Genomic DNA, 12319 nt, shown 5'->3' on the forward strand with positions numbered 1-12319 from the left:
AAGCTTATATTATCAAGGGACTTGCGAGTTCATTCATCTTTCTAAATGCTGTTTTCTTACTTTTTCAGCAAGCCCTACATAAAGATGTGGGACGTAAATCACAACCTGCTGCTACAGCAAAGTTACCTAAAAGTTTAGCGATTGTTTACCTACTTTTTGTAGTTTCAAGTGTTAAATCGATCGAGTATGTTTTGAGGAGCGATCGACCACTCAAAAATTTTACTGATAATTGTTTACAAAAAAATATTAATAACTTAATTGTTTATGGAATCTGTAATCATAATCAGGATATTATAAAGTTTTCGTAAAACTAACCTGTGCAGCTTATAAGTAATTTTTAATTCCTAATTTTTCAAAGCCCTAGGCCCCAAATCTATAAATTCCCGCCAACTCTCACTGCCAAATCACGGATCTCAACCACATCAATCGAAAATGCTGCTGACTCTTTTAGATCCAGAAAAACAGACCCCCCTGCAACAGTGGAGTTTCCAGAGCGAATCCATTATTCGCATCGGCCGCTCTCCAGAAAATCACGTTGTGATCCCCAATGCTCTAGTGTCGCGGCAGCATCTGGAATTGCAAAGAGTTAATAGCGGCACGTCCAGTCAGTGGTACTTAGTCAATTCCGGGACAAATGGCACTTTGGTTAACGGTATTCTCATGTCTCAGGGTTGGATATCCGACGGTGCTCTGATCCAGTTAGCGCGGGGCGGCCCAATTCTGCATTTCCAAGTTATTACGATTGAACTCGGCGGCAAAATTGAGGCGAACCCCACCGTCAATTTCGCCGCCCCGAGGTGTACCCACGCGGGAAACCCGCCGGGGAATTTATTCTGTATCCACTGCGGCGAACCGATTAAAGTCGATCGCACCGTGCGCCACTACCAAGTGCTGCGAACTTTGGGCCAAGGCGGTATGGGGACAACCACTTTAGCTTGGGATCGAGAGAAAGCGAAAGCTCAACAACCGGGAAGTGCCCCCGCAGCATCTCTGGTAGTTCTCAAGGAAATGAATGCTGATATGGCTCAAATCGCCAAAGCTCAAGAACTGTTTGAACGTGAAGCTAAAACTCTCAAGGCCCTCCACCACCCGGGAATTCCTCAGTTTTTTGACTTTTTTGTGGAAGGGGGCAAAAAATACTTGGTGATGGAAATGCTCCACGGCGAGGATTTAGAAAAACGCATCTACAACCGCGGGCCTGTTGCTCCCCAACAAGCAATAGAGTGGATGATCCAAACCTGTGAAGTTTTGGACTACATTCACTCTCAAAAACCCCCGATCGTCCACCGGGATATTAAACCTGCTAATTTGCTGGTGCGCCACCGCGACAATTGCATTACACTGCTGGATTTTGGCGCCGTTAAAGAAATCGGCACTCCTCCGGGCACTCGCATCGGCGTTGAAGGCTACACCGCACCAGAACAAGACCGGGGACAGCCTCTACCTCAGTCGGATTTATATGCTATTGGGCCTACTTTGATATTTTTGCTGACGGCCCAAAGCCCTCAAAACTTTTACGGGAAAATAGCTGGAGGTTACGGGTTTAAGCTCGAAAATATTCCGACCATCGCCCCCAAGCTGCGAGAAACCATTTTGCGAACCACGGCAACTAAGCCTGGGGATCGCTTTCAAACTGCTCAACAATTAGCTCGAGCTTTAGCCGCTTCCCTTTAATAGAAGTCAGAAGTTAAAAGTTAGAAGCCATTAGGAAGAGGGAAGAAGCTAGCAACGGAAATTTATGAAAGAAAATTTACCCCATCGCCTCGGAATTTCTCTCCGACAGCCCAGTCCTCCGTCTCCTCTGTTATTCCTCGTCCCAAGCTTCTACAGCTATCAACTCGCTCACGGGGTCTTGCATAGAAAAATCAAACTCTAGCAATTGCTGTTTCCAGTACGGCCATTCGTCGCCGTAAAGCAGAGCAATTTTCCAAATGCTGTCTGTCGGCTTGATAATGTCAGACGTGACGAGAGAATGCACCTGACGCTGGAACTTAACCATCGGCTGTATAACCTGCTGGCTCATAATACCTCTTGAATTGTTTAAATCTTGTGTAATTACCACTTCCCAGCTCTCACTTTTTACCGCAGTTTCGCCAAGAACAGTCTCGCCAAGATACGTGTAGATTTTTGTCGGGAAGCTACATATTCAACTTGTATCTTAACACTGTTCGTTTTGACAAGGGGCTATAAGCAGGACTGAAGAGTCAAGACCGACTTCAAAGAATTAATCATCTTTAAAATGTCCCGCTATATGCTGTCGATCGGCGGTCGGAGGTTTGCCGCCTCGATTGTTTGCACGCAAGTGGCAGATGCAAGGGCTGCGTTCGGCTTGTTTTTGAGAAGGCACAGGAAAGCGAGAAACTGCAACTACTGCTCGAACGCTTGCGCAAGCCTAATTTCCGATTTGGGGCAGCTCTACCGTACCTGTTCCACCTTTAACGCTCGGTTTGGTGTGAGAGGGGTGTCTGATCTGCATAAACTAATTATAACTCTACTGACCGCAAACGCGGTCAAAATTTGTTGGATACTGTTGATCGGAATGCCCGTCAGGTCGATCGAACATTCTAGGCTGCCCCGCGCTGCCCTGCAGGCAAGTTCAAAACCCATCCTCCGTCTTGATTCAGTAAATCTAAAATCTAAAATCTAAAATCTAAAATCTAAAATTGTATGACTTGGACAAGGCGACACATTCTCACTCTGGCTGATTTTACCTCCGACGAATACGATACGGTGCTGCAAACAGCAGCCAGTTTTCGGGAGGTTCTCGGGCGTCGCACGAAGAAAGTGCCGGCCCTGCAGGGTCAAGTGGTCGCGAATTTGTTTTTTGAACCTTCTACCCGGACTCGCAATAGTTTTGAGTTGGCAGCGAAGCGTCTGTCGGCGGATACGCTAAATTTTACCCCGGGAAATTCTTCTCTGACGAAGGGGGAGACTATTCTGGATACGGCTAAGACTTATTTGGCGATGGGAACGGATTTGATGGTGATCCGGCACGAACAAGCTGGAGTTCCCAGCACGATTGCTTCGGAAATGGATCGTTTGGGTTCGAGAGTTAGCGTTCTTAATGCAGGAGACGGTCAACACGAACACCCATCGCAAGGTTTGCTAGACTTATTTACTATCTGTTGTCTGTTAGATACCGAACGTCCGCGGCTGGAACTTTTAGCGGGCAAAAAAATTGCTGTGGTGGGGGATATTTTGCATTCGCGGGTGGCTAGGTCTAATATATGGAGTCTCACGGCTTCTGGGGCAGAGGTTCATTTGGCCGGGCCGCCGACTTTGCTGCCGCTGTTGTTTGCTGAGTGTGGCGATGGTAGGGAAGGCAAGTTATTTTTGCACTGGCATCTTGAACCTGCTTTGACCGATGCTGATTTTGTGATGACTTTGCGACTGCAAAAGGAACGGATGAGCGAGCATTTGCTGCCGAGCTTACGAGAGTATCATTCTTTGTACGGGATTACGCGCGATCGGCTCAAACTCTGCAAGCCGAATGTGAAGGTGTTGCACCCGGGTCCGGTTAACCGTGGCGTGGAAATTAGTTCGGATTTGATGGACGATGCCCAGTTTAGCCTGATTTCTCAGCAAGTGACCAGCGGCGTGGCGGTGCGGATGGCATTACTTTATCTGATCGGCGGCGGTAAAGTTTAGGCTGTTAGTTGTTAGTCATGAATTTCGGATATTCGATTATTTTCAGGCTCGATCGCCTCTTTAAAATAATCGTTACCCAGTATGACCGGGTAACGATTAAAACTCTTTCTAGAAATGTAAAGTGATCTAGTTAAGAGTTAGGAGAGCCAGGACGCAGACACCCAGCCACCACCTTTCACTTGGGCCCAGCCGTTTCTGTAACGACCGGTCAATTTGATGTGGTCTCCATAATATAACTTGCCGATTACATGAGAACAGCTATCGGGGCGGTTGCGGATATTCAGTCGGCCGCCATTCGTGACAACTTTGGCGTAGCTGTGATGGCCGTGATGGCTTTTCTTGCCGCAGCGGGAGTAGCAAGCGGCCTGCGCTTCGCCACCGACACTGAGAACAGATAGGGCTACTGCCATACCTGCAACGCCTATCCATGCAGAATTAGGAATTTTCAAGCCCAGCTCGTCTAAGGACTTGACTTGAAGTTCGGACTCTGGAGATTCATAAGCAACAAAAGAGTGGCTCAATGCTAGTGCTTCCATAGTTTCCTCGTGATTGTTGTTAACATTTGTTGGTGCAGACTCAGGTAGAAACCTCAATTAACAGCCCAAACCATTAACTTCTGTTTCATAAAAGGCGCATCAGGGCGTTACGGTCTTGCTGTTCCCGAGTATCCGCGAATTTGCCTGAACCCTGCACAGGTATATCATGTCATCTAAGTAGCTTTCCGGAACAAAAAAATAAATAAAGTTTACATCTGCTGCTAAAGATTTGCCCGACGCGGATAAGTAAGAGGGCAGAATTAAACTTAACTGTGTCATTCAAAAGGGCAAGAAGCTATGGATTGGGGTTTGAAATTGCTTGTACTGAGTTCCCACTGACACTACTTATTGTTGTGCTTATTTATTGAGTTGCGACAGCAATATCGGCAGTTAATTAGATAAAAAAAGCATCCTACTCGTCTTCAAGCACGGTATTAGTTTGGTTCGGGCGAGTTACATTGTAGCCGATCGCACTGGTGCAAAAGTTCGGGGTGATGGCGTAGCGCCCTCGCCCGTGCTACGAGATTTGCCTTAAGATTAGCCACCCCGTCTCCGTGACAAGGATGCAATATCAATCGATCGCGACTTGATTTGTGTCAAGATCGATGGAGTTCTCCAGCACCACTTCTTTCGCAATGAACTCTAGCGCTGCACTTTCGATCGGCACAATTCCTCAACGCCATGAATCAGACAGCTTCGCCATTACCTTAGCGCCGTTGTCTGTAGAGGAAATATACGCTTTGGCAGATGACCCCGCGAACGGAGCCGTGGTAATGATGAGCGGTACAGTCCGCAACCAAACTGACGGTCAAGCTGTAGTTTCACTAGAATATCAAGCCTACGAACCGATGGCAGTGCGGGTATTCCAGCAAATCGCTACTGAAATCCGCCGCCAGTGGGCAGATGTGAATCGGGTTGCCATTCACCACCGCGTCGGACACTTGCAGGTGGGGGAAATCAGCGTACTGGTGGCTGTTGGCTGTCCCCACCGGGGGGAGGCCTTTGCAGCTTGCCAGTACGCGATAGATACGCTAAAACACAATGTACCGATTTGGAAAAAGGAACATTGGGCCGACGGTTCTAGTAGTTGGGTTAGTATTGGAGCGTGCGAAGTTGTTGGGCATTAGTCAATGGATTTTAGATTTTAGATTTTAGAGTCTAGATTGAAGAGGGGAACTTGTTACGATCTGGTAACGTCAAAAAATGTGGAATGTTCGATGAGCCAATTCCACCGATGAGCGACTTTATTTCCGTGTCCTGGTCTGCGGTTGTGGCGACCGTTCAAAGAGTGCAATTGCCAGCCGAAAAACTCTCTAATTATGACTTGGTGTTGCGTTGTCAGGAAGGAAATCGACCTGAGAGCACTGCCTTTTCAGAACTGTTGAAGCGGTATCAGTCCCACGTAGACAGGGTTCTATATCACTTGGCCCCTGACTGGCAAGACCGAGCAGACTTGGCTCAGGAAGTGTGGATTCGGGTCTACCGCAATATTAACCGCTTGCAAGAGCCTGTTAAATTTCGGGGCTGGCTGAGCCGCATCGCCACTAATTTGTTTTACGATGAGTTGCGGAAGCGCAAACGGGTGCGAACTCCGCTGTCGCTGGACGTACCCCGAACTCTCGAAGATGGCGAGGTTGATTGGGAAATTCCGGCCGACAGTCCGGGGCCTGATGAAGATTTGACGACTAGAGAATTTTACGAGCAGTTGCGGGTGGCGATCGCAGATTTGCCGGAAGTATTCCGCACGACAATTGTTTTAAGAGAAATTGAAGGTTTAGCCTATGAGGAAATAGCCGAAATGACTGGAGTTTCTCTGGGAACTGTCAAGTCGAGAATTGCTAGAGCTCGCCAAAGATTGCAGTTGGAATTGCAAAAATATCTCGATGGTAATTAGCAAGAGTGCTTTTAGAGGCCGGTCAAGAAGATTTGGTGATGTTTGCTGTCACATCAAAACTTCTCTTTTAAAATATAAATAAGCAGTAAATCATTCTAATAGCGAGGGCATCCTTCCCCCAATTAAAGCAAGTGAGAAATATGAATTATAAGTTTGAATCGGATAAAAATCAGAATCAGCAAGGTATCGGGGATTCACTCGCTGAAACTCAAGCTAACAACAATTATGCCCAGGGCAATGTAACTACTATGATGCGCGATCGCTTTGAATTACTGAGTGCTTACCTCGACGGCGAAGTGACTGCTGCAGAACGCCGGCAAGTCGAGGAATGGCTGACAAATGACCCCACTACGAAACGTTTGTACTCGCGACTGCTGATGATGCAGCGGGGTTTTCAGTCAATGCCGGTGCCTGCTTCGGAACAATCTGCACAGGAGTTGGCCGGGAAGGTTTTGCAGCGGGTGGAACGCAAGCCGAAACGGGCTTGGATTTTGGGCGGAGGTGCGATCGCAGCTTTGTTGATTGCGGTAGTGTCTGGTGTCGGTGGCGGCCGCCAATTGTTTGCTCCCCAGTTTGCTCGATCGCCACTTCCTGCTGAATCTGACGGTTTGATGGTGGCTTTGAACGAGCCTCTGGTGGAGATTGTTAATCCCAACGATTTGATGCTTGGGGTGAATGCACCGATAATGGATATTCCCAAAGTTGGTGTAACAACCCCTCAAAAGTCATTGCCAAAGGCGCAGTAGGATTTCTGTTTTGAGCATAACTGAAGTTGCTAAGCTCCCTAAAAAAGGGGGCTTTTGCCGTTTTTCCCAGTTTTTCAATGTGGATATATCCTGGGAGGCTTTCCTGGCTTTGAATGCCGAATTGTGGGGCATCGCATCTTAATATCTGAGTAGGTAGCTAGTGGAATTAGAGCGGGCGATCGCACTTGTCACCGATTTTTTGCAGATTTGCGATCGGCAACAGCAATGTCTCCTCAATTTCCTGCCGCACAGCAGGAGATACATTACAACCGCTATTGAGGCAATCTACCAGCAATTTATTAGCATCATAATACTTCCTCAGCAATGACTTCTGCTGTTCGCTAAATTGCCAATCGTGACCTATATTGCGATACTTAATCATCACATTTATTAATTGCTGAGTCCAATCATGACCTTTAGCTTCCCACCACTCCCGCTCGCTTTTCCACCACTCCTGTATTCTGTTTGTATATGCTGAAGCATATAGTTGGTCTCTGAGTTGTTGCAGAGATTGCTTCAATTCAGGTTCCAGATTTAAATGGAGAGTAAAGGCGAGGATAGAGAGAAGATTGCGACCTGATGCAGCAGCATAAAGATAGGGAATATTAAGGTCAATTGCATAGACCATTGCAACGTCAAGAACAATATCAGTAGCCAAGTCAGAGTCACGTTCAGTAGCCAATTCAGAGTCACGTTTATTGTCATAATCAGAAGTAAAGTTCAACAAAAAAAGTCTAAGGGGTGGTTTAAAGGTATGGTCAATGGCATAACCAAGAATACGGATCAAACTTAGGTCAAAATTCAAGTCAGAACGAGGGTTACTAACGCGCTCTACCTCTCGACCCAGATAAAAAGCACGGATAGCTGATGGTTTATAGGGAGCCTTAATAGAAAAAGATTTATTTCTTACCCACATTAGGAACTGCTGCAACTGCTCATCATCAGCGACCAGTCCATCAACTTGCTGTTTTATTGACAGCAACGAGTCATCAGCTTTTTGCAACATCCCAACTGCTAACAACAAGACTTCTCGCCAACGCTTCTCGGTTAGGTGGCTGACCAGTTTTCCCAAAGCTTGTGGAGCAGAATTGTTAACTATTTCTGTAGCAGTAAAATACTCTTGGAATGTTAGATGAGAAAACGAATAAATTCCTCTTGCCCTTTCTACTAATAATCCATGTTGTGCCTCGATCGCCTTCAGGACAACCTCACTATCCATTTCTAACTGAACGCGGTCAGTTGTGGCATCGCGTAAGTTAGCCAGATAGTCGGCAATCACTTGTTGGATTTGATTTTTTTCAAAAAAGTAATCGCCCCGATCAAAAGTAATAGCTGCCACAAAAGCAAGTAAATGTTTCTTGCGGCACAAATTCAAATCTCGATAAACTTCATCCCGTTGAATGCCTCTAGTTTCATCCCATTTTCTGAGCATAATTTCTAGTCCTTCCTCATACAACTTGGCTCGGTTGGATGGGAAATCTGCTTTTGCTTGGAATACTAAACAAGTCAGATTCAACAATATAGGCGTTACTGCCAGTTCTCGGATTTGCTGATTTTTTTGCAGTTTCAGCTTTTCTACAAATTGAGATGCTAAACCTTTCCCTGCCTCCATATTTTGGGAAAATGCCACAAACCAATTGCGAGCAAAGGCAGCGATTTGCTTGTTATTAAAATCGGCTACCTCAACACAGGTAAAAGCTTCGTCGTGAAATCGGTACTTAGCAGCGGCAATTCGACAGGTAATAATAAACTGATTTTTGTAATACTTTTGGACAAACTGACGAATCTGTCTGACGACTCCATCGCTATCTGATTCTGGCACTTCATCTAAGCCGTCCAATAAAATCAAACCTCTGCCTTGACTGAGTGCGAATTCAGTTTGCGCTCGCGCCTCAACTCCGCAACTGGCAAATTCGTCGCTGATATATTCTAATAAGTCAAGATTAGCGATTTCAGCAAAGGTTTTCAGAGGGATAAAAATCGGTATTTTGTTGGCTTCAAATTCTGAGCGATTGCACTGAATGGCGATGTGTTTCAAAAAAGTAGTTTTACCGGAACCCGGTTTGCCGAGTACCATCAATTTAGAGTGAGATTTCACCGCATCCAATCCTGGTACTCGTTTCTGGCGCACTTTGCCTAAACCCAAGCGGTTAAAGTTATCTGCATCTGGGTTGAAGTCTCTCAGTAAATCGCGAATTTCTCCTGGCTGCCAACTGGTAATTTCCTCCAAAATGTTGACTTCAACGTAGAGGTTGCTGACATCAACGGGCTGTGCAATATCCAACAGTTGCATTCTGCTGTAAAGCTGTTGGATTTTGCTGTGGCATTTTTGCCGTATCTTTTCCACTACCGAATCAATGTCTAAATTCGAGGGCTGCGGATTTTCTGGTGGAGGACGATCGACAATTTGTTCCCAATTCAACTGCAAAACCGTGCAGAAAGCCTTGAAAGCATTAGCTTTAATGGGTTCTCTCCCTCGTAAAAAACGCCTCCAAGTTGGCAGCGACAGGCCATCGGCATAGGGCCCGGCCTCTGTCCAAGTTCGATCGGGCTCTAATGTTTGACTAGCTTCTACTAGCCATCTGGGGTCTTCTATCGTCGATCCCCTTTCTCTTCTAGCTTGCCTAATTTTTACTAATCCCTCCTCAGAGGCTTTGAGGGTCGTCATTATATAATTTACTTGTCTAATTGTCAATGTCTGTTTTCGCTCAGTTTAGCGATCGCAAACTGAGTTTGTCAAGACCCCAGCAACAAAGAGAAAATGATCGTGACAACAACTGCACGGCATACGGGAAAAGTCAGGCATAAATCATGCAAACTTAATCGTTTAGAATGCCACTCTCTTTTTTAGGTAAAAAAGTACACATTAAATGATGACAAAGGACAGCACCATGAGAGATAACATAGATGAAATTCCGTCAGGTGGGATAGGTATAAAAATTATTGGCAAAATTGCCGATAAGCTAAGTTATACCCGCACTTCTGACGGTCGAAACTGTCTGTTAATTGTAAAATATTATCAGCAGCCTGGTCTAGTACCATCCCAACACAGCATTCAAGATGGTTTTTTTAAGCGATCGATCGATGTTTTAAACAGATTGAATTTTTTCGGGGTTCAAAAGCAACGAAATCGCCAACCCGATCCAAGTTCTAACGAGCAAGTTCCAAAAACTAGCCTTCAACTAAAACTAAATACTGATATTAAGGCTGTTGCTCAAGTTTTATCGTGGCTTGAACTGTTAGATCCTCTACCAATTCCCCTAGGCGTTTTGCATCAGTGTAAACTTGCTGTGATTGAAGGGTTTACGAATGCTGTTCGCCACGCTCACAAAAATCTGCCATTAGAAACTCCGATAGAGATTGAAATAATGGTATTTAACGAACACCTAGAAGTAAAAATTTGGGATTGGGGAGAGCCTTTTGACATTCAAGCGAAGTTTAAAGAAGAATTGCACCAAAAAAGTCTGTATTAGTTGGAACGACATAGGATTTACGCTTCACTAAAGCTGTTCTGTAATTGCCAGCTTTAAGTTGACAAGAGAAAGAAACTTTTTTGTGATGACTACTGATACTACTGCCAAGATTCTCGTTGTGGATGATGACCCATCCATCCGCACTCTAGTTCATCGTTTTTTAACTCAGAAATATCAAGTAGATTCGGCAGCAGATGGCGAGACGGCTTTAGAATTGTTTGAGAAATTCAAGCCACTGCTAGTAATTCTCGATTGGAATTTGCCGGATACTACAGGCTATCACCTCTGCCAGGAAATGCAGCGCCGTACTAATGTTTTTGTGGTAATGCTAAGCAGCCGCACCGACGAAGCCGATCGACTTAAAGCCCTGTCCGCCGGTGCAGATGACTATATCTGCAAACCGTTTGGTCTGGCGGAGTTGGCAATTCGTATAGAAGTTGTGTTGAGACGCATGAGGCCTGTCACTCCATCGCGTATTGTATTCGATCGATTCGCGATCGATTCAGCCTGCCGGGAAGCAACACTCAACGATCGCATTATCAAGTTAACAGCCTTGGAATTTAATATTTTGTATTTGTTGGCTAGTCATTCCGGTCAATCTTGGAGTCACCAACAGCTAATCGAAAAAATCTGGGGGTGGAACTGCGACGACACAGGAGAAAAGCAACTTGTTACCGTACATATTGGTCAGATTCGCAAGAAAATGATTCACGCTGATGCTACGGGGTCGCAGTTTATTAAAACTATTCGGGGTTACGGTTACAGGTTCGATCCGCCCGATCGCACGGCAATGGCAATTTACTAAGCTCATCGGCATTAACCACTTTATTTGGTGAAAAACCGATTTTCCCACCTGCCGTGGGGCAGCCAGATGCCTCCTAGGGAACGAACGCGATCGGGTAACATGAAGTATGCCCAAGCTGCGCCTAGAGGTTTGAGGTGTCGATCGAAGATTTCGATTTCCTGTCGCTGATATTCGTTTTGTGTCGGTTCCCGCAGCGGATGATAATCTTCAAGTCGGTCTAAATCGTCCAAAATAGCCGAATTTGCGAAACAGAGGAGAAAACCGCAGACTGTGCCATCTCCGGCCATCATCGCAGGATAGCCGATCGGCAGGGCAAAAAGTTGACCGCGGGCGATCGCGGGGCAAGCATCCACAACTTTTCCTTCGCAGTAGCGGAGGTAGTTGCACTCCCCCGGTTTGAGAGTGCCGTAGACAAAGACTTTCATCGGGTAGGGCCTAACCGCTAGTTTTTGCTAACATAGATGGCTAAGCTAATAGTTTAAGTCTCGCGGGCGATCGCGACTGCAATCTTGATAAATTTCGTTGTTTACCCTTTCTTATAATTCATGACTCTAGCAGTTAGTTTTATTGCTTTTGGACTTCGGCCTTTGTACTTGAGCTCTTTTTTGCCGTCCCTGCCCCTTGACAGCTTGTTTTCGACTCAAGGAATTATGGTGATGTTGCTTGCCGCCTATGCGGGGGCGATGTGGATGTTTCTCACCAGTGCTCCGAAGGTACACACGGTGATGGTATCGGATCTCGGGCAAGCGAGGGAGTTCTATGAAGGTATGCTAAACCTGCCCGTAGCAGAAGTGCCACTGCACTACTACTACAACTACGAGCAAACTTTGGGGACAACTGGCATCGATCCGCTGTATTTGTCGCCGAATGTCGGGAGGGCAACGAGCTCTCAAACGATGGGGAGTCCGGATGGTTTGTGGTATCAGTTGATGAAAAATACCCAACTGCACATCATTAGCGGGGCCGGTGTAGGGGAAAAAAATCGCCAGCGTCACGTTTGTTTCGATCGCGATTGTTTGGATCAGCTATTGATGAGGGTACAAACTCGCGGCATTAGTTATAAAATTCGCCGGGAAAAGCCGCTGAATTTTTTGGTCAAGGATTACGATGGTCGCGTCATTGAAATGGCTGAGGTTAGTAATTAGAAAAGACTCAGCGGTTGAAACTAATCCTACACAAACTTTGGTCTCCGCAGAGAGGGACAAAAGAATCAAAGG

The 12319-nt window shown here is 46.0% G+C and carries 13 protein-coding genes; 9 read left to right on the plus strand and 4 right to left on the minus strand.

The window, feature by feature from the left end:
• Both QUA20_RS15630 and QUA20_RS15635 read left to right on the plus strand, forming a co-directional pair.
• On the plus strand, positions 1–308 hold a 308-nt coding region (locus tag QUA20_RS15630), incomplete at its 5' end, for a hypothetical protein (protein ID WP_333189719.1).
• Between the two features lie 124 nt (positions 309–432).
• Positions 433–1674 carry a protein kinase domain-containing protein gene (locus QUA20_RS15635; protein ID WP_333189720.1) on the plus strand — a complete coding sequence of 414 codons (1242 nt, stop codon included), beginning with the start codon at positions 433–435 and terminating at the stop codon, positions 1672–1674.
• 130 nt (positions 1675–1804) lie between these two features.
• Here QUA20_RS15635 and QUA20_RS15640 read toward each other — a convergent pair whose 3' ends face one another.
• Positions 1805–2023, minus strand: a complete 219-nt coding sequence (locus tag QUA20_RS15640) for a DUF4327 family protein (protein ID WP_006631282.1) — start codon at positions 2021–2023, stop codon at positions 1805–1807.
• Between the two features lie 644 nt (positions 2024–2667).
• On the opposite strand from QUA20_RS15640, the gene QUA20_RS15645 reads away from it, so the two are divergent.
• On the plus strand, positions 2668–3648 hold the full coding sequence (locus QUA20_RS15645; RefSeq protein ID WP_333189721.1) for an aspartate carbamoyltransferase catalytic subunit: 981 nt from the start codon (positions 2668–2670) through the stop codon (positions 3646–3648).
• Between the two features lie 137 nt (positions 3649–3785).
• Here QUA20_RS15645 and QUA20_RS15650 read toward each other — a convergent pair whose 3' ends face one another.
• A complete protein-coding gene (locus QUA20_RS15650) occupies positions 3786–4241 on the minus strand; it encodes an SH3 domain-containing protein (protein WP_333189722.1) in 456 nt (151 codons plus the stop codon).
• 578 nt (positions 4242–4819) lie between these two features.
• Here QUA20_RS15650 and QUA20_RS15655 point away from each other — a divergent pair.
• The 3 genes from QUA20_RS15655 (at position 4820) to QUA20_RS15665 (ending at position 6824) form a co-directional block, all read left to right on the plus strand.
• A complete protein-coding gene (locus QUA20_RS15655; RefSeq protein WP_190659969.1) occupies positions 4820–5311 on the plus strand; it encodes a molybdopterin synthase catalytic subunit in 492 nt (163 codons plus the stop codon).
• A 107-nt stretch (positions 5312–5418) separates the two neighbouring features.
• The gene (locus tag QUA20_RS15660) at positions 5419–6078 is read left to right on the plus strand and encodes a sigma-70 family RNA polymerase sigma factor (RefSeq protein ID WP_172193044.1); all 660 of its coding nucleotides are present in this window, start codon (positions 5419–5421) and stop codon (positions 6076–6078) included.
• A 140-nt stretch (positions 6079–6218) separates the two neighbouring features.
• A complete protein-coding gene (locus tag QUA20_RS15665) occupies positions 6219–6824 on the plus strand; it encodes a zf-HC2 domain-containing protein (RefSeq protein WP_333189723.1) in 606 nt (201 codons plus the stop codon).
• 166 nt (positions 6825–6990) lie between these two features.
• Here QUA20_RS15665 and QUA20_RS15670 read toward each other — a convergent pair whose 3' ends face one another.
• Positions 6991–9492: an NACHT domain-containing NTPase gene (locus tag QUA20_RS15670; RefSeq protein WP_333189724.1), complete on the minus strand. Its 2502-nt coding sequence runs from the start codon at positions 9490–9492 to the stop codon at positions 6991–6993.
• A 202-nt stretch (positions 9493–9694) separates the two neighbouring features.
• Here QUA20_RS15670 and QUA20_RS15675 point away from each other — a divergent pair, with 202 nt between their 5' ends.
• Complete coding sequence (locus QUA20_RS15675) at positions 9695–10297, plus strand: ATP-binding protein (protein ID WP_333189725.1); 603 nt, start codon at positions 9695–9697, stop codon at positions 10295–10297.
• Between the two features lie 85 nt (positions 10298–10382).
• Positions 10383–11102, plus strand: a complete 720-nt coding sequence (locus QUA20_RS15680; protein WP_333189726.1) for a response regulator transcription factor — start codon at positions 10383–10385, stop codon at positions 11100–11102.
• 20 nt (positions 11103–11122) lie between these two features.
• Here the strand turns inward: QUA20_RS15680 and QUA20_RS15685 are convergent, their stop codons facing one another.
• Entirely contained in the window at positions 11123–11527 is a 405-nt protein-coding gene (locus QUA20_RS15685; protein ID WP_333189727.1) for a gamma-glutamylcyclotransferase, read from the minus strand.
• A 120-nt stretch (positions 11528–11647) separates the two neighbouring features.
• Between QUA20_RS15685 and QUA20_RS15690 the strand changes: the two genes are divergently transcribed.
• Positions 11648–12247: a glyoxalase-like domain protein gene (locus tag QUA20_RS15690; protein WP_172193165.1), complete on the plus strand. Its 600-nt coding sequence runs from the start codon at positions 11648–11650 to the stop codon at positions 12245–12247.
• Positions 12248–12319: the final 72 nt, after the last annotated feature.

The organism is Microcoleus sp. Pol7_A1 (genome assembly GCF_036701085.1).
Taxonomy (GTDB): domain Bacteria; phylum Cyanobacteriota; class Cyanobacteriia; order Cyanobacteriales; family Microcoleaceae; genus Microcoleus; species Microcoleus asticus.